This is a genomic window from Amycolatopsis sp. FBCC-B4732, from assembly GCF_023008405.1.
In the GTDB taxonomy this organism is placed as follows: Bacteria; Actinomycetota; Actinomycetes; order Mycobacteriales; family Pseudonocardiaceae; genus Amycolatopsis; species Amycolatopsis pretoriensis_A.
Map to the genome: position 1 here is coordinate 3907725 of NZ_CP095376.1, position 19700 is coordinate 3927424.

The 19700-nt window shown below is 71.3% G+C and carries 17 protein-coding genes and 4 tRNA genes; 14 read left to right on the top strand and 7 right to left on the bottom strand.

Features of this window, described 5'->3' with window-relative positions:
* Window positions 1-575: 575 nt before the first annotated feature.
* Window positions 576-647 (bottom strand) — tRNA-Val (locus MUY14_RS16810).
* Window positions 648-1039: 392 nt separating this feature from the next.
* On the opposite strand from MUY14_RS16810, the gene MUY14_RS16815 reads away from it, so the two are divergent.
* The 5 genes from MUY14_RS16815 (at window position 1040) to MUY14_RS16835 (ending at window position 3743) form a co-directional block, all read left to right on the top strand.
* Window positions 1040-1465 (top strand): SsgA family sporulation/cell division regulator, encoded by a 426-nt coding sequence (locus tag MUY14_RS16815; RefSeq protein ID WP_033293569.1) that lies wholly within the window; start codon window positions 1040-1042, stop codon window positions 1463-1465.
* A 112-nt stretch (window positions 1466-1577) separates the two neighbouring features.
* A tRNA-Gly gene (locus tag MUY14_RS16820) sits at window positions 1578-1650 on the top strand.
* A 23-nt stretch (window positions 1651-1673) separates the two neighbouring features.
* Window positions 1674-1744: transfer RNA gene (locus tag MUY14_RS16825), tRNA-Cys, on the top strand.
* 1 nt (window position 1745) lies between these two features.
* Window positions 1746-1820: transfer RNA gene (locus MUY14_RS16830), tRNA-Val, on the top strand.
* 888 nt (window positions 1821-2708) lie between these two features.
* A complete protein-coding gene (locus MUY14_RS16835) occupies window positions 2709-3743 on the top strand; it encodes a LuxR family transcriptional regulator (protein WP_247023944.1) in 1035 nt (344 codons plus the stop codon).
* Here MUY14_RS16835 and MUY14_RS16840 read toward each other — a convergent pair.
* Window positions 3730-7437 carry a S8 family serine peptidase gene (locus MUY14_RS16840; protein WP_247023945.1) on the bottom strand — a complete coding sequence of 1236 codons (3708 nt, stop codon included), beginning with the start codon at window positions 7435-7437 and terminating at the stop codon, window positions 3730-3732. The genes MUY14_RS16835 and MUY14_RS16840 overlap by 14 nt on opposite strands.
* Before the next feature lie 349 nt (window positions 7438-7786).
* Here MUY14_RS16840 and MUY14_RS16845 point away from each other — a divergent pair, with 349 nt between their 5' ends.
* A complete protein-coding gene (locus tag MUY14_RS16845) occupies window positions 7787-8617 on the top strand; it encodes a LuxR C-terminal-related transcriptional regulator (RefSeq protein ID WP_247023946.1) in 831 nt (276 codons plus the stop codon).
* Window positions 8618-8637: 20 nt separating this feature from the next.
* Here MUY14_RS16845 and MUY14_RS16850 read toward each other — a convergent pair whose 3' ends face one another.
* The 3 genes from MUY14_RS16850 to MUY14_RS16860 form a co-directional block, all read right to left on the bottom strand.
* Window positions 8638-9531 carry an IS982 family transposase gene (locus tag MUY14_RS16850; RefSeq protein WP_247023947.1) on the bottom strand — a complete coding sequence of 298 codons (894 nt, stop codon included), beginning with the start codon at window positions 9529-9531 and terminating at the stop codon, window positions 8638-8640.
* A gap of 67 nt (window positions 9532-9598) precedes the next feature.
* A complete protein-coding gene (locus MUY14_RS16855) occupies window positions 9599-11293 on the bottom strand; it encodes an AMP-binding protein (protein ID WP_247023948.1) in 1695 nt (564 codons plus the stop codon).
* Between the two features lie 73 nt (window positions 11294-11366).
* On the bottom strand, window positions 11367-11714 hold the full coding sequence (locus tag MUY14_RS16860; RefSeq protein WP_247023949.1) for a hypothetical protein: 348 nt from the start codon (window positions 11712-11714) through the stop codon (window positions 11367-11369).
* Between the two features lie 50 nt (window positions 11715-11764).
* On the opposite strand from MUY14_RS16860, the gene MUY14_RS16865 reads away from it, so the two are divergent.
* A complete protein-coding gene (locus MUY14_RS16865) occupies window positions 11765-11920 on the top strand; it encodes a hypothetical protein (RefSeq protein ID WP_247023950.1) in 156 nt (51 codons plus the stop codon).
* Here the strand turns inward: MUY14_RS16865 and MUY14_RS16870 are convergent.
* A complete protein-coding gene (locus MUY14_RS16870; RefSeq protein WP_247023951.1) occupies window positions 11892-12800 on the bottom strand; it encodes a LysR family transcriptional regulator in 909 nt (302 codons plus the stop codon). The genes MUY14_RS16865 and MUY14_RS16870 overlap by 29 nt on opposite strands.
* A gap of 101 nt (window positions 12801-12901) precedes the next feature.
* Here MUY14_RS16870 and MUY14_RS16875 point away from each other — a divergent pair, with 101 nt between their 5' ends.
* The 5 genes from MUY14_RS16875 to MUY14_RS16895 are packed head-to-tail and all read left to right on the top strand — an operon-like array spanning window position 12902 to window position 17516.
* Window positions 12902-14011: an FAD-dependent monooxygenase gene (locus MUY14_RS16875; protein WP_247023952.1), complete on the top strand. Its 1110-nt coding sequence runs from the start codon at window positions 12902-12904 to the stop codon at window positions 14009-14011.
* Window positions 14008-15777 (top strand): CocE/NonD family hydrolase, encoded by a 1770-nt coding sequence (locus MUY14_RS16880; RefSeq protein ID WP_247023953.1) that lies wholly within the window; start codon window positions 14008-14010, stop codon window positions 15775-15777. Before MUY14_RS16875 ends, MUY14_RS16880 begins: the two co-directional genes overlap by 4 nt.
* The gene (locus MUY14_RS16885; protein ID WP_247023954.1) at window positions 15774-16250 is read left to right on the top strand and encodes a nuclear transport factor 2 family protein; all 477 of its coding nucleotides are present in this window, start codon (window positions 15774-15776) and stop codon (window positions 16248-16250) included. The genes MUY14_RS16880 and MUY14_RS16885 overlap by 4 nt, the downstream gene beginning before the upstream one ends.
* A gap of 21 nt (window positions 16251-16271) precedes the next feature.
* Window positions 16272-16586, top strand: coding sequence for an NIPSNAP family protein (locus MUY14_RS16890; protein WP_247023955.1), 315 nt, complete (start codon window positions 16272-16274; stop codon window positions 16584-16586).
* A 24-nt stretch (window positions 16587-16610) separates the two neighbouring features.
* Window positions 16611-17516 (top strand): acetamidase/formamidase family protein, encoded by a 906-nt coding sequence (locus MUY14_RS16895; RefSeq protein ID WP_247023956.1) that lies wholly within the window; start codon window positions 16611-16613, stop codon window positions 17514-17516.
* 55 nt (window positions 17517-17571) lie between these two features.
* Here MUY14_RS16895 and MUY14_RS16900 read toward each other — a convergent pair whose 3' ends face one another.
* Window positions 17572-18366, bottom strand: a complete 795-nt coding sequence (locus MUY14_RS16900) for a MerR family transcriptional regulator (protein WP_247023957.1) — start codon at window positions 18364-18366, stop codon at window positions 17572-17574.
* Window positions 18367-18444: 78 nt separating this feature from the next.
* On the opposite strand from MUY14_RS16900, the gene MUY14_RS16905 reads away from it, so the two are divergent.
* Together MUY14_RS16905 and MUY14_RS16910 are read left to right on the top strand one after the other, a co-directional pair.
* Complete coding sequence (locus MUY14_RS16905) at window positions 18445-18807, top strand: nuclear transport factor 2 family protein (RefSeq protein WP_247023958.1); 363 nt, start codon at window positions 18445-18447, stop codon at window positions 18805-18807.
* A gap of 36 nt (window positions 18808-18843) precedes the next feature.
* Window positions 18844-19632 carry an SDR family oxidoreductase gene (locus tag MUY14_RS16910; protein WP_247023959.1) on the top strand — a complete coding sequence of 263 codons (789 nt, stop codon included), beginning with the start codon at window positions 18844-18846 and terminating at the stop codon, window positions 19630-19632.
* Window positions 19633-19700 lie beyond the last annotated feature (68 nt).

Genomic DNA, 19700 nt, shown 5'->3' on the forward strand with positions numbered 1-19700 from the left:
CCCCGCCAGAAAATCGCCGCAAGATAACAAGATGATGACGATGGGTAATAGGGCGTATCCCCACGAATATTACAATCCGTAGTCGTATCCGGCGTTGCCCGCACCCGGGTGGACCACGCGCTGCCGAACGGCCGAACGGGACCCCGGAAATCTACTGTGGACACTGCGTCCCCGTCGACGTCCACAGTGGACCAGGCCGCGGCGCGGACGGCGACACGAGGACGGCTCGTGCGCGGACGGTGACGTTCGTCGTCACACCGTCACACGCGCCGGTTTTTGTCGCATGTGGCCCGCCGCACCGGCCACCCGCACGTGCCGAGGATCACATGAGCCCTCCCACGGGGTCCGGTTCGACAGAAGTCCGCCGCGGCGGCAAATTCCCGAGGCGGTTCCGGCGGCCCCTCCCGGCGGGGGCGCGAACCGCTCTACCGAACAGATACGGCCGGCCCGAACGGACCGTTCACTCCGGTTCGGCCGGGCCGCGCGCGGCCCGGAAAGCCGAGCCGACCTGGGGACGGGTGAAACGCCGAAAGCCCCGGACGGATTTGTCCGGGGCTTTCGGCGTCGAGCTTCGGTGGGCGATACTGGGATCGAACCAGTGACCTCTTCGGTGTGAACGAAGCGCTCTCCCCCTGAGCTAATCGCCCGCTCGCGGTGGTACCGGAACTTTAGCGTACGACTTCCGGGCGCCTGCAAACGGGTGGTCCTCGCCGACCACACTCCGCTTACCGGCGAGTACGGAACGAACAACCCCGAGCTAGCCGGGGTTGTCGCGGCCGGGGGCCGCCCGACGCCACGTTCGACATCCGTGCGACGGTGCTATCGCCCGGCGACTAAACCGCGCAGTATGGAGGCGTGGGCCCCCGCGGGGTGCGCGGTCACACGCGCGCCGTGGGGTGGTCACGGACGGCAGACGGCGGCTCATGGGCCCGGACGGGTGATCTGCGGCGCACCCGCGACGGAAACGGCCTCCCGAAGCGTCCCACTTGGTGACGCCCTCGGCCGGGCCGGGCCGGGAAGGGAGACGAAGGGTAGGACGATGCGCAACGATCACGTGACGCTCCGCTCGACGGCGGTCTTCGACCTGCTGGCGCCGCGGACCCCCGCGGTTCCGGTGAAGGTGGAGCTGCGCTACGACACACGCGACCCGTACGCGGTCGTCGCCGCCTTCCGCACCGGCCGCGCCGGCTGGGTCGAATGGGTGTACGCACGCGACCTCCTCGCGGACGGCCTCCTGGCCGACGCGGGTGACGGGGACGTCCGCATCCGCCCGTCCGTCGAGGACCCCGAGTCCGTGCTGATCGAGCTGAACTCGCCCTCCGGGCACGCCATGTTCGAGGCGTCCGCCCAGGAGCTGGCCGACTTCCTCGACCGCACGTACGACGTGGTCCTCCCGGGCAACGAGCACCTGTGGGTCGACGTCGACGACGCGCTCACCCACCTCATCCCCCACGATCTGGCCTGATGACGGGCTTGCAACGGCGGAGTGACACCCCGGTGTCGCCGCCGTTTTCGGGGTCCGATATGGTTTTCCCACACCACGGCGACGGGGGCACAGACTTCCGGAGCTGCGGAATGCGGATGTAGCGCAGCTGGTAGCGCATCACCTTGCCAAGGTGAGGGTCGCGGGTTCGAATCCCGTCATCCGCTCGGTAGGCTCTCGAGCCTGTCACGGTGGAGTGGCCGAGAGGCGAGGCAACGGCCTGCAAAGCCGTGTACACGGGTTCGAATCCCGTCTCCACCTCGCGCGATTAGCTCAGCGGGAGAGCGCTTCCCTGACACGGAAGAGGTCACTGGTTCAATCCCAGTATCGCGCACCACCTGATTTCGCAGGACTGAAGCCCTGTTCCTCCTCGGAGGGGCAGGGCTTCAGTCGTCAGATGGCGATGACACCCCCACCGGCACGGCATGCCCAGACCGTAGGTGCGGGAACCACGACACCAGCTTCGTGGAAGGTCAGGATCGGCGGGCGCCGCTTCCCGCCCCGGCGTCGAGCTCGACACCGTCCCACGCCGGCCGCCAGAACCGGATCCGGAAGTTCGACCGGCGCCACGGATGCCCCTCCCGGCGTACACAACACGAACGGCTCCCGGTGGCTGTCCATCAGCTCCTCGTAGAGCACCGCGATCCCCGACGGAAGGGCGACGAACCGAGTCCCTGCAGGGGTTTTCGTCCGCTCCTTCTTCGGCCGGGTGTTGCCGCGCCTCGTCGGCGGTCGCTTTTGGCCGTCCGGGTGGTGATCATCGCACTTCCGGCCTCCTTTGTAGACCTTTCCGCCGATCTCCTTCAGCGGCGTTCGGATCCTTCTCGGAGTCGTACTCGTGCCCCTGCCGCCCGATAAGTTCACCCCATCGGGCGCCGCCCGTTCGGCGAACTCGTCGTGCAGCTCCGAGAGCCACCGCTCGATCTCGACGTAGCCGCTGAAGCGACCTCCTCGCGCCGCACCGCGCGACTGGCCTCCAACGCCTCGAGCGCCCGCAGCAGAGCCGATTCGTGGTATTGATACGGCCCGGCCGGCTCACCGAGGAAGCTCGACGTCGCCCAGTAGAACGCGACCCGCCGGCCGTGCGCCAGCCGCCCATCACCCACCCTGCGCGCCCGGTCGCTCGACCCCATCGGCAGACAGCACCGGTCCGCACCCGTTGTACCTTGTCGACGAGCCGTCAACGCCGATGGAGACCCCTTTGGCCGCGTGGCTAGGAGGCAGTGTGCTGGAAGCGCTGGGCATGACTCCCGACGAAGAACGGGTCTACCGCGTGGTCGTCGGCGGGTACCGGACCGCGCCCGACGAGATCGCCGGCAAGCTCGGCGTGGACCGCGGCGAGGTGGAGCCGATCCTGGAGGTCCTGCTGGCGAAGGGGCTCGTCAACCGGGCCGACGGGTACTACGTGTCCGCCCCGCCGGACGTCTCGCTCGGCCCGCTGCTGGTGCACGGCCAGGAGAAGCTGGAGGCCGCCAGGGCCGCGGTGACCCAGCTCGCCGAGGAGTACCGCGGCAGCGCGCGGCGGCGGGACTCCGCGCAGCTCGTCGAGGTCATCACCGGGGTGGACGCGATCCGGCGGCAGGCGCTGGCCATCCAGCGCGGCGCCCGCGAAGAGTCGCTGTGGTTCTGCCTGGAGGGCAACGTCGCGATGGCGGCGTCGGAGAACGTCGAGGAGGCGCTGGCCCAGGCCCGCGGCGTGCAGTACCGCGTGATCTACGAGACCGGCCTGCTCGAGGAACCCGGCCGGATCGTCAACGTCCTGGAGGGCATCGAGGGCGGCGAGATCGCCCGCTCGATCTCGAAGCTGCCGGTGCGCCTGGCCATCTCCGACCGCCGGGTGGCGCTGTGCCCGCTGGTCAGCCACGACAGCACGGGCGAGCCCACCGCCGCGCTCGTCCGGGAAAGCAGCCTGCTGTCCGCGCTGGTCGCGTTGTTCGAGGTCTACTGGGAACGCGCGTCGCCGCTGCGGATCGGCGACACCGCGCCCACGAGCCACCTCGACCCCGACGAGCGGCGGCTGCTGTCCCTGCTCATCGGCGGCGTCAGCGACAAGTCGATCGCGACCCAGCTCGACGTCAGCTACCGGACCGTCCAGCGGCGCCTGCAGGACCTCATGCGCCGGGTCAACGCCCGCACCCGGATGCAGCTGGCCTGGCAGGCCAGCAAGCTCGGCTGGCTGGACGAGCCGAGCCCCGGGCACCTCCTGCCGCGTGACGGCGGAAGGCACCCGGAGCCCCTGAGCGACGCTATTTCGAGCTGAGCCCGTACGCCCGCAGCACCGTCTGGTCGACGATGTCGCCCGCGCTGTCGGTGGCTTGCACCCGCAACGCGACGTAGGAGTTCGTGGCCCCGAGCGACGGGTGGTCGATCGTGGCCTCGTACGACTTCCCGGTGCGCTTGACGTCGACGGCGCGCCAGGTCTTGCCGTCGTCGTAGGACGCCCAGGCCTTCATCGACCGCACGTCCGGCGCGGCCATCCCGTCCTGGAACCGCGCGGTCAGGCCGACCTTGGCCCGGCGACCGGCCGGGAGCCGGTTGCCGGCGTCGGCGTCCACCGCGTAGTCCAGCTGCAGCAACGGAAGCAGCGCCGGTGCCGCCGACCGGGCCGAGCGGAACGTCCACGACGTCTGCGTGCTGGTGCCGAACAGCCACTCCGGCGAATCACGCCGCACCGACAGGTCGAGCCGGTAGGTCGCCGGGTCGGCGCCGGCGGGGAAGGTGCCGTACGCGTAGGGCTGCTCCGACACGAGCTTGCCGTCCCGGAACAGCTTCGCCGACGTGGTGGCCGGCGCGGCCTGGTCGTCGCCTTCGTTGAAGCCGTAGTGCCCGGCCTGGCTGTCGACGAACTCCGGGATCCGGATCCGGAGGCTGTCACCTTCGCGTGTCGAGTCCATGCCCGGCACGCCCCGCGGGATGGCGGGCCGGACGACCGGCGCGAACCAGTCCTCGGTGAGGTTTTCCTTGCCCGTGTAGGTGCGCGGTGCCGTGGTCATGCCGCCGTCGAGCGGCGACATCTCGTCCCAGACCAGGCCGTGCTTGACCCGGTGCTGCCACCGGATGTCCCCCGAGCTGACGTACTCCTCCCGGGTCGACGGCGTCGACACGTACCGCTGGTACTCGTTGACGGCGAAGTCCTGCCACGGCTTCCACGCGAACCGCTGTTCCTTGGCCTGGCCGCCGCTGCCGGTCTGCCGGTAGTGGGTGGTGACGGTCGCGGTGTTCGCCGCGGTGACCTGGTGGACGATCTTCGCCGGGATCCGGTCGCGCTCGGTCTGCACCACGTCGTAGAGGTACGGGCTGACCGCGATCCCCCGCAGGCTCAGGAAAGCCGGGAACCACTTGAGCTTGGCGAGCAGCGCCACGCCGTCGTCGCGGTCGAGCTGGACGGTCGGGATCGTCAGGTACGGGGCCGCGCTGATCGACGGCACCGACGCGGTCCCCCAGCCGTCCGGCACGGTGATGAAGACCATCGCCGCCCCGGCGTCCGCGGCGGCGCGGGAGACCTCGTCGCGGTTGTAGTCGGCCGGGTCCGGGTCGACGATCGCGACCTTCCCGCGGACGTTCGCCGTCGTGAAGTCCGCCGGTTTGCCCTGCCCCGCGGACACGGCTTGCAGGAGCCGCCAACCGTCCAGTTTGGGCGATCCGGCGACGTAGCGGGTCGTGAGCGGGTCACGGCCGCCCAGGACGTTCGCCGTCAACGGTGGCGCGATCCTCGACCAGCGGGAGCCGAACTCGAAGGCCCCGGTCGTCACCTTCGGCGTCGGCGTGACCCAGAGTTCGCGGGCGTAGTCGAACTGCATGGCGTAGTTCGCGATCTTGCGCGAACCGAGTTCCCGGTAGGTGTAGTAGCTCCAGATCCCGGCCTGTTCCGACGGTTTCGGGGTCTCGATCTGCACCTTCACCGCCTTGCGGGCGTCCAGCACGATGGTCGTGTCGCCGGTGACCCGGATCTCCGGCTGGACGACCTGGTAGACGTAGTCACTGCTCTGGACGCCGTCGACCTGGGCGGTCAGGTAGTACACGCCCGCGCCGAGTTCGACCGTCAGGCTGCCGCCGCCCAGCCAGGTGTTGACGTCGAAGCGGTAGTCCTCGCCGTACATCAGCAGCCACGGCGCGCCCGTCGGCTTGCCCTGCAGGTCGAGGGCGGTGAGGGTGACCTTGTACTTCGGCGCGGTCTTGTCCGCGCCGAGCGAGGTGTGCACGACCACGCCGTCGGCGGTCGCGGTGAGCCGTCCGCTGTAGGTGCCCGCCGCCAGTTTCGCCGGGTCGCCGGTGATCGTCACCGTCGTGCTCCCGCCGGCCGGGACGTCCACAGTGGACTTGCCGAGCCGGATCCCGTCGGCGGCGGGGACGCCGGCCAGGGACTTGGCGTCGAGGGCGAGCTTCAGGGAGACCGGCGTGGTGCCGACGTTGGTGTAGGTGACCTGCTTGGACACCGGCGCCTTGCCGTCCTCGACCGCGCCGAGGTCGAGCGTGCCGGTGGCGAAGACCTTCTGCTTCACCGCGCGCGCCACGTCGACCCGGCCGCCGCCCTGCTCGAACACCGAGAGCCCGGTGGCGGTCAGGGAAGTGCTGGACAGCGCGTCCTTGAGCTGGCTGCCCTTCCAATCGGGGTGCTGCTGGGCGAGGATCGCCGCCGCGCCCGCGACGTGCGGCGTCGCCATCGAGGTGCCCGAAGCGGCGGTGTAGTGGTCGTCGACGACGTCGCCCATGGCGGTACCCGCGGCGCGGGCGGCGACGATGCCGACGCCGGGAGCGGTGATGTCCGGCTTGACGGCGTTGTCGCCCAGGCGCGGGCCGCGGCTGGAGAACGGCGCCAGTTTCTCGTCACGGCCGACGGCGCCGACGGTCAGCGCGGCTTCGGCGGTGCCGGGCGAGCCGATCGTGTACGCGCCCTGTTCGCCGTCGTTGCCGCCGGCCACCACGAAGAGCGTGCCGGTCTGCGCGCTGAGCGCTTCGAGACCGAGGCTGAGCTCGTCGGTGCCGTCGGTCGGGCCGCCGCCGAGGCTCATGTTGACCGCCTTGGCGCCGGAGTGCGCCGCCCACTCCATCCCGGCGAGGACCCAGGACTCGTAGCCGAAGCCGTCGTCGTCGAGCACCTTGCCGACGAGCAGTTTCGCGCCCGGCGCGGCACCCTTGAGCCGGCCGCCCGAGGCCGCGCCGGAGCCCGCGATGGTCGAGGCGACGTGCGTGCCGTGGCCGAAGTGGTCGGTGGTGTCGGGGCTGGTCGTGAAGTTGACCGCCTCCTTCACGCGACCGGCCAGGTCGGGGTGGGTGGGGTCGTAGCCGGTGTCGAGCACCGCGACCGTGGTGCCGGTGCCGTCGTAGCCCGCGGCCCACGCCTCGGGCGCGCCGATCTGCGGGACGCTGCGGTCGAGGGAGGCGCGCACCTTGCGGTCCAGGGAGATCCGCTCGATCGCGCTGCCCGCCGACGAGGTCCAGAACGCGCCGGCGTCGGCTTTGCTGGCCCGCGCGGAGCGGCCGTTGACGCTGGTCAGCGTCGCACCCAGCTCGGCGGCGGCCGGGGCGGCCTCCTTGGCGCGGAGGTCGGCGCCCTTGCGGTAGGTGAGGATCAGCGGGAGGGTCTTCGACTGCTCGTCGGCGTAGCCCTCGGCGATCAGCTCGGTGACGTCGAAGAGGGTCCGGTCGACCTGCTTCGAGCCCAGCCGCGGGGCGACGTCCTCGGGGAAGACGCTGAGGTGGCCGTCGACTTCCTGCTGGTGGAACCGGATCTTCTCCCGGCCGGGCGCGGGCTGGACGGTGGCGGCCTGCTTGCCGCCGGGCTGCCGTTCGACCTGGACGACGTCACCGGTGAGCAGGGTGACCGAGTGACGTCCGGTGGCCGCGGATGGCGGTGCCGCCGTCGGGCCGGGGGCCGCGCCCGCGGCTCCGGCGGTGCCCGCGACGAGGGTGCCGACGCAGGTCAGGACCAGAACAGATGATCTCCAGTGCATCGCACCAGGCTCGCCCCGCCGCGGTCATCCGTCACTAGGGCGGACGCGTCCGAATCACGACACGTCGCATCTTCGTCAGCGGGTCACGGCCGGCATTCCCGAGCCGGTACCGGTCGGCTCGACCGCGCCGTCCTGCGAGATCGCACGCCGGATCCGGACCGTTCCTCCGGGTCAAGATCACCGGCCTGACGGTGCGCGCACCAGAGATGCGGCCGCCTCGGACAAGTACCGCGGCCTCGACGGCCACGGCCTGACCATCGTGATCCGGGTCACCCCGCCGACCGTGGTCAACCGGCACAATGTCCGCTATCCCCGTACCAAGCGCGATCGCCTCGGTCACGCGGTCGGCTTGGACGAGGCAGCGGGGTCCGAACAGGAGAACAAGGTGGACAACGACGTCTCCGCGACCGAAGTGATCGGGAAACTGCTGCCCGAGCGGGTCCGTGGACTGCGGCGGCTGAGCGGCGTGCCCGTCGCTTTCGGCGGTCTCACGCGACACCACGCGGGCCGGCGGGAGCTGGTGCTCGACCGGCTGGACGGCACCCTGGGCACGTCCTTGCGCGGATTGGCCGTGCAGTCCGGCCGTGGCCTGGGCGGCAGCGTGCTGCGCGACGGCGCCGCCCGCCGGGTCGACGACTACGCCAGCACCGTGACGATCACGCACGACTACGACCGGGTCGTGGTGCACGAGGAACGCCTCACGTCGATCTTCGCCGTGCCGGTCACCGTGCACGGATCGGTCCGCTGCGTCCTCTACGGCGCGGTCCGTGACCTCCGCCCGATCGGCGATCGGGCGCTGCACGCGGCCACCGTGCTCGCCGGACAGCTCCAGCGGGACGCCGAAGCGGCGCTCGCACCCGAACCGCCGCCGGACGCGCTCACCGAACTCGCCGCGATCGTCGACGACATCCCCGATCCGGCGCTGCGGGCCCGGCTGGCCCGCGTGCACCGCACACTGCGTGGTGAAGCACCCGAGCCGGCGAACCGGCCGGCCTTGGCGCCGCGGGAACTCGACGCGCTGCGCCTGGTCGAGGTCGGCGCCACCAACGTCGAGATCGCCGCCCGGCTCGGGCTCAGCCCGGAAACGATCAAGGCCTACCTGCGCGCCGCCATGCGCAAGCTCGACGTGCACACCCGCACCGCGGCCGCCCACGCGGCCCGGCGGGCGGGTGTCCTCTAGACGAGCAACGCGTAACTCGGTCAGTGGTCGTAGGCGGTCAGTGATCGGGTGATGGGCTGGCCGGTGGCGCGGTTGTGCCAGATGGCGGCGGTCAACGCGAGGAGGCGTTGGGCGATGCGGACTCCGACACCCTCGATGGTGCGGCCGCCGTGCTGTTCGAGGTTGAGCTGGCCTTTGAGGGTGTCGTTGACCGACTCGATGAGCTGACGGATGGACTTGAGCAGCGGCTCACCGGGATGAGGCTGGCGGTTGCGGTAGGACGGACGGATCAGCCGGACCCCGCGCTCGCTGAGGTAATGGTCCAGTTCGCGGGAGACGTAGCCCTTGTCAGCGATGATCAGCAGACCGGGCCGGTCGGTGAGCAGGTGGGGTTCGTGGTCACAGATCGCCATGAGCACTTGCCGTTCGTCGACCTTGGGATCGGCCGGCGCCCAGGCGATCGGCAGTCCGGCCGGGGTGCAGACCAGGTGCAGCCGCAATCCCCAGAACCAGCGCGAGTGGGAGCGGCAGAAGCCGTATTTGGCCCAGCCGGCCAGCTCCGAACGCTTCACCGTGGGCCGGGACCGGCCGCACTCCACCGGGGTCGAGTCAACGACCCAGGTCGTGTCGGTCCACAGGTCGGTATCGGCCGCCAGCCAGCGCATGACGAGCTTGACCAGCGGCAATGCGGCACGCAGGCGGCGGTTGTAGCCGGACTGGCCGGGCAGGTAGCGGAACGCGCCGGGCATCCGGGTGGGCAGGAACCGTAGCCAGCGGGCCTCGGAGGTGAATCCCAGCAGGGCCTGGGCTACGGCCAGGGTCAACAGCTCCGCGTCGGTCAGCTTCGGCGGTCTATTCGTCCGGCCCCGGCCGGTGAGGTGGTCGTCGATTATGACGTAGAGTGCGGTGAGAAGGGTTTTCAGGTCTGTCGTCACAAACGGATCTTGGACACCCTTCGCCTGTCTCCGGTCACCACCCGGACTTACGCATTACTCGTCGAGCTCATCTCTTCAGCTCGGGGAACTGGTCGTCGCGCCACTCCCCGCCCGGCGGCTCGGTCAGCTGGTTCTCGCGCCCGCGCAGTTCGACCCGGCGGATCTTGCCCGAGAGCGTCTTGGGCAGGTCGAAGAATTCGACCCGCCGGACGCGCTGGTACGGGTTGAGCCGCTCGCGCGCGTGCCGCAGGATCGCCAACGCGGTCTCCTCCGTCGGCTCGTGACCGGGCGCCAGCGCGATGTAGGCCTTCGGCACGGCCAGCCGCACCGGGTCCGGGGCCGGGACGACGGCCGCCTCGGCCACGGCCGGGTGCTCGACGAGCACCGACTCGAGCTCGAACGGGCTGATCTTGTAGTCGCTCGCCTTGAAGACGTCGTCGGTGCGGCCGACGTAGAAGATGTAGCCCTCGTCGTCCACGGTGGCCACGTCGCCCGTGTGGTAGTAGCCGCCGGCCATCGCCTCACCCGTGCGGTCCGGGTCGTTCTGGTAGCCCTTCATCAACGACAGCGGCTGCCGCGCGAGATCCAGGCAGATCTCGCCCTCCCCCGGCCCGGCCAGCGGCTCGCCGGTGGCCGGGTCGACCAGCACCACAGGCACACCGGGCAGCGGGCGCCCCATCGAGCCCGGCTTGACCTCGGCACCCGGGGTGTTGCCGACCTGGGCGGTCGTCTCGGTCTGGCCGAACCCGTCCCGGATGGTCAGCCCCCACGTCCGGCGCACCTGCTCGATCACCTCGGGGTTGAGGGGTTCCCCGGCGCCGATCGCTTCGCGCAGACTGCCGGGCCGCTCCCCCAGCTCGGCCTTGATCAGCATCCGCCACACCGTCGGCGGCGCGCAGAAGCTGCTGACCTGCCGATCACGCAGCTGCCCGAGCAGCGCCGCGGCGTCGAACCGGCCGTAGTTGTGGATGAAGATCGTCGCCTCCGCGATCCACGGCGCGAAGAAGCACGACCACGCGTGCTTCGCCCAGCCCGGCGAGGAGATGTTCAGGTGGACATCCCCCGGTCGGACACCGAGGAAGTACAACGTCGAGAGGTGACCGACCGGGTAGGACACCTGCGTGTGCTCGACCAGCTTGGGCCGCGACGTCGTGCCGGAAGTGAAGTAGAGCAAGGCCGGATCGTCCACGGCCGTCCGAGGGTGCGCGATCGGCTCCCAGTCCAGCGTGGCTGCTTCCCGCAGGTCGGCCCAGCCTTCGGCCGCCCCGACGCTGATCCGCGTGTAGCCGCCGGCGACGTCTTCGAACATGCCGGTGTCGCGGGCGTTGCAGATGACGTGGCGAGTGCCGCTGCGGACGATCCGGTCGGCCAGGTCCTCCGCCGTGACGGCGGTGGTCGTCGGCAGCAAAACGGCGCCCAGCTTGAGGATCGCCAGCATCGACTCCCACAGCTCGACCTGGTTGCCGAGCATGAGCACCACGGGATCGCTCTTCGCGACACCGCGCGCGGCCAGCCACGCCGCCAGCCGATCGGAGGCCCGGGACATCTCGGCGAAGCTCCGCTCGACCGACGTGCCGTCTTCTTCGACGATCACCAGCGCCGGCCGGTTGTTGTCCCGGGCGATTGCGTCGAACCAGTCCACGGCCCAGTTGAACCGCTCCCCCAGCTCCGGCCACTCGAACTCGGCGACCGCCCGTTCGTGCTCGCCGCGCAGCAACAGCAACTGGTCCCGGGCAGCCCGGTACGCCTCGGTTACGTCCATCGTGGACTCCTCCATCCGTGGCCGACGCGAAGTCGTGGCCATGCCGAGGATTCAGCCCCGGCGACGGCCCGCACTACCCGCGAACGGGGGTAGCGCGGGCCCGGACCAGCGGCCCGGCGGCGTGCATTGGCACCATCGAGATCAGGTGGTCGAATGAGCCGATCGTCGCACCGAGCTGCGTGATCGTTTCGGTTCGGCTCAGGTCGGCCGGCATGGCCTCGGCCTTGGTCTGCGCCGGCCTCCCGAGCAGCGTTCCGGCGCCCGCAACGGGAGTCGCAGCGGGTCCGCGAAGATCATCAGGCACGCCCCGCAGCTCAACCACCTCACCCCCGTCGAACTCGGCTTCGACCGCGGCGCGCCTGCGCGACGCCGGCGTCGAAGAGATCCGCGTAATCGACGAGGCGGGGGACTTCGGCAGCACCTGGTACTGGGCGCATCCACTGCGACATAGAGTCCTGCGAGTACCCGCCGTTGCTGGAGGAAATCGGCTACGTGCCGAAGTGGCGCCACGCGCCGGGCGAGGAGGTCCGCCAGCACGCCATCACCATCGCGAAGCACTACGACCGCTACACGGTGCTGCCGCGCCATCCGGGCGAAATCACGGCGGGCCCGCGACGAGGGTCATGATCCGGCGGACGCGCTCGCGCAGGAGTGCGTGCGTCCGGTCGTGGTGGTTGCGGGGGTGCCAGGCCATGGCGAGCACCACTTCCGGCACCGCCACGGGAAGCGGGAACGTCCGCAGTCCCAGCGTTTCCAGCATCGGGCGGCCCAGCCTGGCCGGGGTCACGCAGACGACGTCGGTTCCGCGGGCCACGTGCAGCGCGCCGGCGAAGCTCGGCAGGACGGCGACCACCCGGCGGTTCAGCCCCAGCTCGGCCAGCCGCTCGTCGATCGGGCCGTGCGCGCGGCCCCGGCGGGAGACGACGATGTGGTCGGCCGCGGCGAACCGCTTCGGGGTGACGGTCTTGACCTTCGCCAGTGGGTGATCCGGGCGGATCGCGCCGACGAGCGTTTCGGTGACGAGCGTTTCCGTGTGGACTTCGGGGTCGCCCGGGCGCAGCGTCCCGATCTCCAGGTCCACGAGTCCTTCGCGCAGCGCCGGGGTGTCCTGGAGGTTTTCCGGTCGCAGCCGCAGGGAGATCCCCGGCGCCTGGGTCCGCAGGTCGTCGATGAGGGACGGGATGAACGTCGTGGACAGCATGTCGGTGACCTGCAGGTCGAACACGCGCACCGCGGTCCGCGGGTCGGCGGCCGTCGACGGGCCGAACAGTGCACGGGCCCGGGCGGCGATCGCGTGCACCTCCCCGCGCAGCTCCAGCGCCCGCGGGGTCGGCACGAGATCGCGGCCGGCCCGGACGAGCAGCGGGTCGTCGAACGCGCGCCGCAGCCGGGCCAGCGTGCGGCTCATCGCCGGGGCCGACGTGTGCAGGCGCTCCGCCGCCTTCGTCACGCTGCTTTCGGTGAGCAGCGCGTCCAGCGCCTCGATGAGGTTCAGGTCGTGGTCCACGCGCCGATTATCACAGGTGGAATGAGTAGGTACCAACGTTGCACTGGAGTTAACCGGCGACGGTCCTTAACGTCGGGTTCAGACGACGGAGGAGGACAGCGATGCGAGCTGTGGTGATCGGCGGCGGGATCGTGGGACTGACGAGTGCTCTCGCTTTGCGCCGCAACGGAATCGACGTGGTGGTCCACGAGCACGCGCCGGAGATCCGCGCGGCCGGCGCGGGACTGGGGCTGTGGGCCAACGCACTGGCCGTGTTCGACGAACTCGGCGTCGGCGACCAGGTGCGGGCTGTCGGCAAACCCGGGGAGATGTACTTCCACGACACGGCCGGGCGGCTGCTCGAGACCCCGGAGTTCGGCGTCGAGGACCACCGGTTCCTGCTGGTGCACCGGGCGAAGCTCACCGATCTGCTCGCCGACGCCGTCGGCCGGGACGACATCCGCCTCGCCACCGGGTTCGCCGCGTACGACGAGCACGCCGATCGCGTCACCGTCCGGTTGACCGACGGCAGCGAGGACACCGCCGACGTGCTCGTCGGGGCGGACGGCGCGTACTCGGCGGTGCGCGCGCAGCTGGTGCCGGGGAAGCCGGCGGAGGAACACCCCGGGCACCACGCGTGGCGCGCGGTGCTCCCGGACCCGGGTCTCGCCCTGACCGGGAACCGGGTCGTCCTCGGCGGCGACCGCTGCCGCGGCGGGTACGTGCGCACCCACGACGGCGGCGTCTACTGGCTGGTGAACCAGTTCGACACGCCGGAACCGACCGGCACCCTCAAGGAGCAGGCCCTGGCCCGGGCCGCGCACCTCGACGACGGTGAGCACGGCGGGGTCCTCACCGAACTCATCCACGCCACGCCCGAGGAACTGATCCTGCACCACCAGATCATGCTCGTGCCGCCGTTGCCGCACTGGACGTCCGGGCGCGTCGTGCTCGCCGGCGACGCGGCGCACGCGATGTCGCCGCACATCACCGCCGGGGCGACGCTGGGCGTCGAAGACGCCGCGCTGCTCGGCCGCCTGCTCACCCCGGGCGGGGACGTGCCCGCGGCACTGGCCGCCTACGAGGCGGACCGGATCCCGCGGTACGCCCGCGTCGCGGAACTCTCGGCGGCCGTGGAGCACTCCCCCACCCCGCAGGAGTTCGCGCGGCACTACGCCGCGTTCAGCCACTGGATGCTCACGTCGTCCGCCGGGAACCCGGTGACGGCATGACCTTCACGGTGGAGGTCGACGTGCCGGTGCCGATGCGCGACGGCGTCGCGCTCGCCACCAACGTGTGGCTTGCGGACGGGCCCGGGCCGTTCCCCGCGTTGCTGGTCCGCACGCCCTACGGCAAGGACGACGCCGGGCTGTACGGGAATCCGAAGCTCCCCGACGTGTTCGCTCTCGTCGGAGCGGGATACGCCGTGGTGGCGCAGGACGTCCGGGGTACCTCCCGCTCGCCCGGAACGTTCGTGCCGCACACCCACGAAGGCCCGGACAGCGTCGACACCCTCGCCTGGCTCACCGCGCAGCCGTGGTGCGACGGCGCGGTCGGCATGTGGGGCGGGTCGTACATGGGGTTCAGCCAGTGGCAGGCCGCCGCGCACGGCGTTCCGGCGCTGCGGGCGATCGCGCCGGTGATGACCTCGGCCGACCCGTACGCGGCACCGTGGCGCTCCCCCGGCGGCGCGCTTTCCCAGGACGCGGTCCTGACCTGGGGCACTCTTTCGGCCCTGCGCAACCTGCGTCGTGGCCTCGGCGAGGGGCGCGGTGACCCCGCCGACGCCGGAGCGCTGCTGTCCGGCCTGGCCGAGCCGCGGTCGCTGCACGAGCCGTTGCCGATCGCCGGCCGCGCCGTGGTGACCCGGTCCCTGCCCTGGTTCGCCGACGTGCTCGACCACCCGGAACGCGACGCCTTCTGGCGGGAGGTCGCCGCGACCGACCACGGCGAGCGGATCACCGTCCCGGCGCTCCACATCGGAGGGTGGTACGACGTGTTCGTCGGCGAAACCGTGCGGTCGTACCGGATGCTGCGCCGCCGCGGTGGCACTGCCGCCGCCCGCGACGGCCAGCGGCTGATCATCGGCCCCTGGTCCCACCCCGACGGCACCGACCTCGGCACCTACCCCGACCGGTCGTTCGGGCTCGCCGGCAGCATCAAGACCGCCGGCATCACCGAAGCGCACCTGCGGTTCTTCGACCGCTGGGTCCGCGGCCGCGAGCTCCCCGACGACACCCACCGGGTCCGGATCTTCGTCATGGGGGCCGACGAGTGGCGCGACGAGCCGGACTGGCCGCTGCCGGACACCCGGTACACCGACTTCTTCCTCGACGGCGGCGGCCGCGCGAACACCGCCGGTGGCGACGGTGTCCTGAACCCCGATGTCGCGGCCGAGGAGGCGACGGACTCGTTTCGCTACGACCCCCGCGATCCGGTACCCAGCCTGGGCGGCACCGTGCTCGCCGCCGCGCCGGGAACCCACCCCGGACCGGCCGACCAGGCCGCGGTGGAAGCGCGCGAGGACGTCCTGTGCTTCACCACTCCGGTTCTCGAGCGTCCGGTCGAGGTCACCGGGCACGTCACCCTGGTGCTGCACATCCGATCGTCCACACCGGACACCGACTTCACCGGCAAGCTCGTCGACGTGCACCCCGACGGCCGGGCGATCCTGCTGTGCGAAGGCATCCAGCGCGTCCGCTACCGCGAGTCCCTCACCGAACCCGTGCTCCTCGCGCCGGGCACGGACGCCGAACTCACCCTCGACCTCGGCGTCACCGCGAACGTCTTCCGGCCCGGGCACCGCATCCGGCTCGAGGTGGCCGGCAGCAACTTCCCCCGCTACGACCGCAACACCAACACCGGCGCGACGATCGCCACCGACGGCACCGGCGACGTGGTGGTCGCCCTCAACCACGTACACCACGGACCCGCGCACCCCAGCCGGCTGGTCCTGCCGGTGATCGACCGCCCCGCGTCCGAGGAGCCTCGACCATGAACGCACTGCAGGACCTTCTCGACCGCGCGGCCATCGCCGACGTCGTCGCCGGGCTCGCCCACGCCCAGGACGACCGGGACTGGGCCTCCCTGCGGCGGCTGTTCGCCGACGAGGTGACGCTGGACCTGTCGACGCACTACCACGGCAGGCCGCCGACGACGGTGACCGCCGACGGCCTCGTCGAGCTGGCCCGCGCGACCCTGGAGGGCTTCGACAGCACCCACCACACCGCCACCGACCTCGTCGTGCGGCCCTCCGACGACGATGCCACGTGCCGCGCGCACGTCGTCGCCTACCACCACGTCCCCGCCGATCCCGGCGTCGTCGACCACTGCACGATGCGCGGCCGCTGGGAGGTGAAGCTGCGCAAGCTCGACGGCCGGTGGCTCATCGAACACTGGACCGTGGCGCGCACCGCGCCGTGGGACGGCTCCCCCGACGTCTACGCGCTCGCCGCCGCCCGCCGCTCTTGATCGCCACGGGGAGTACCACCGATGTTCTACGAGATCCGCACCGAGCACGCCCGTCCCGGCCGGGGCGCCGAACTGGCCCGCTACCTGGACGAGACCGTCATCCCGCTGCACCAGGAACTGGAGATGCGCGTGGTGGGCTCGTTCACCGTGGCCGGCGACGAAGACGCCGTAGTCTGGATCAGGCGTTTCGAGAACGACACCGACCGCGAACACATCCTGAACGCCGTCCACCGGGATCCCCGGTGCGCGGCCCTGGCCGAAACCGTTGCCGCGCTGACCGCGGCGCCCCCGTCCACGGTGCGCCTGGCGCCGACCGCCGGGTCCCTGCTCCGCTGAACGTCCGCACCGGAAAGGAAAACCGTGGCCGAGCACCGGCTTCCCGCGACGCGGGAGACCACAGTGGACGTCCTCGACCGGGCCACCCCGCCCGTGCTCACCGTCGATCCGGGCGACTCCGTCCTGGTCGGCTCGCTCGACGCCGCCGGTTACCTGGACCGGCGAGTGGACGGCCCCGCGATGTACCCGGAACGGCGCGGGCACTGCCTGACCGGGCCGATCGCGGTGCGCGGCGCCGAGCCGGGCATGGTCCTGGGCGTGCACTTCACGTCGATCGCGCCCGGCGACTGGGGCTGGACCACGGCCGGGGTGAAGGACACCGCGCTCAACCGCGGGCTCGGCGTCGCCGACGGCCCGGGCACGTGGCTGACGTGGGACATCACCGGCGAAACCGCCACCAGCGACCTCGGCCACACCGTCGGCGTCGCCCCCTTCCTCGGCGTCGTCGGCGTTCCACCGGCCGAGCCGGGACCGCACTCGACCATTCCGCCGCGGGCGCTCGGCGGCGGCAACCTCGACTGCCGGGACCTGGTCGCCGGGTCGACGTTGTTCCTGCCGCTGACCGTTCCCGGCGCGCTGCTGCACCTGGGCGACGGGCACGCGGCCCAGGGCAACGGCGAAGTCGGCGGAACGGCGATCGAGTGCCCGATGACCACGGAGGTCACCCTCACCCTGGCGGCGGACGCGGCGGTGCCGGGTATCCACGCCGAAACCCCCGAAGGCCGGGTCACCTTCGGCTTCGGCGCCGGCCTCGACGAGGCCATGGCCGACGCGCTGGCCGCCATGGTGACCTGGCTGCAGCGGATCCACGACCTGGACCGCCCCACCGCGCTCGCGCTGGCCTCACCGGTCGTCGACCTGCGGATCACCCAGGTCGCCAACGAGACGTGGGGCGTGCACGCCGTCCTCCCGCACGGCGCGATCCGCTGAGGGCACCCGGCGCGGTTCCGGTCCGCCGCCGATCGGGTGCCGCGCTCCGGCCGCTTCAGGTGACGCGGAAGACGGGCCAGCCGATCTCGGTGCGCCACGTGGCGGGATCGCCCGAGTCGCGAGGGCCGGCGACGTAGACCTCCCGCACCGGCCCGGCCACCGACATCGCGTTCTCCACCACCCACGTCCCGAGTTCGCCGTAGGTGACCTCGATGCCGTCGTGCTCGCCGACGTGGGTGGTGACGGCCAGTTCCGCGGCCGGGAGAACCGCGGGGTGCACGCGTCCGGTGCGAGGTGGCGCGGCGGTCGGCAGGTAGACGAGCGCGTGCCCGCGCTCCTGTTCGAAAAGGGCGTTGTCGTAGCAGCCGCCCGGCGGCCCGGTCGCGGCGGCGCCGACGGCCGCCTCCAACTCGGCCATCGCTCCCGCGAACCAGGCCTCGACATCGCCGTGCCCGACCACGGCCTCCACCGCCGCGACCGTCCGGGCGGGCTCCGCACGCAGCTCGACATCGATCGGCGCGGGGTCGGGCCGCAGCAGGCGCCGCAGCGACACGACCGCGGCCCGGGTGCGGTCGAGCACGTCCTCGAGGCGCTGCAGATGGTCCGCGACCAGGGCCGCCCGGACACCGGGGTCGGGAGTCCGCAGGATTCGCTGCACATCGCTCAAGGGGACGTCGAGTTCGCGGAGCCGGTGGATGACCTGCGCGGCCGGGATCTGGTCGAGTCCGTAGTAGCGGTAACCGGTGGTCTCGTCCACCACGACGGGCTCCAGCAGGGCCGCCTCGTGGTACCGGCGCAGGGTCCGCACGCTCAAGTGGGTCAGCCGCGAGAACTCCCCGATGCTCAGCATGGCTCCATTCTGGACTCTCCCCCGGGGAGAGAGTCCACGGCTTGACCCTCCCACGCCGCGAGGTCACACGATGGCCGCATGACACAGCACACCGATCTCCCGTCCGATCTGCTCCCGACCCCCGTGCGCGGGTTCTTCGCCGCCCACGTCGTCCGCGACGCCGGCACCGCCTCGTCGTTCCTCACCGAGGACGCGGTGCTCGTCGACCAGGGCGAGACCTTCCGCGGCCGGGAGACGGCCCACGCGTTCCTGCGGGACGCCGGGTCCGAGTTCGAGTACACGACCGAGCAGCTCGGCGCCCGCCGCGTCGACGACACCCACTGGGTGGTGACCGTGCGGCTCGAGGGCACCTTCCCGGGTGGCGTCGCCGAGCTCGACTACCGGTTCGCGGTGCGGGACGACCTCATCGCCGAACTCGTCATCGCCAACCACCCGGCCTGACCGGATCCGCCACGCCGATCTTCACTGGAGAGAAAGATGTCTAGTTCAGACCGTGATCGTCTCGACGGTCGCCGGGCACTGGTCACGGGCGGCTCGAAGGGCTCGGGCAAGGCCGTCGCGGAGAGGCTGCGAGAGCTGGGTGCCGACGTGTACGTGACGGCGCGAACGATGCCCGCCGGGTACGAGCACCCCGACCGGTTCATCGAAGCGGACGTGACGACGATCGAAGGCACCGACGCGGTGGCCGCCCGGATCGCCGAGGCCGGCGGCGCACCCGACATCCTGGTGCACATCGTCGGCGGTGCGTCGACGCCGGCCGGTGGATTCGCCGTCATCACCGATCACCAGTGGCTCACCGAACTGAACCTCAACTTCCTGGGAGCGGTGCGGCTCGACCGGGCTCTGCTCCCGGCGATGATCGAGGCCGGGGCGGGCGTGGTGCTGCACTTCACCTCGATCCAGCGGGAACTACCCCAGTACGACGCGTCCCTGGCGTACGCGGCCGCGAAGGCCGCTCTGCGCACGTACAGCAAGGGACTCGCCAACGAGCTCGCGCCGCGCGGCGTGCGGGTCAACGCGATCAGCCCCGGCGGGATCGAGACCGAAGCCTACGAAAGGTTCGTGGACCGGATCGCCGAGGGCAACGGGCTCACCCGTGAAGCAGCCAAGCAGACCATCTACGACTCCCTCGGCGGAGTACCGCTGGGACGGTTCGCGAACACCGGGGAAATCGCGGACCTGGTCGGGTTCCTGGTCTCGGACCGCGCCTCGGCGATCGTGGGCGCCGAGTACGTGATCGACGGCGGGACTGTGCCGACCGTCTGAGCGAGGAGGGGTTCCGGCAGTTCGACCCGGCTGCGGAACCCCTCCTGCGCAAGCAGAACTCGAACGCT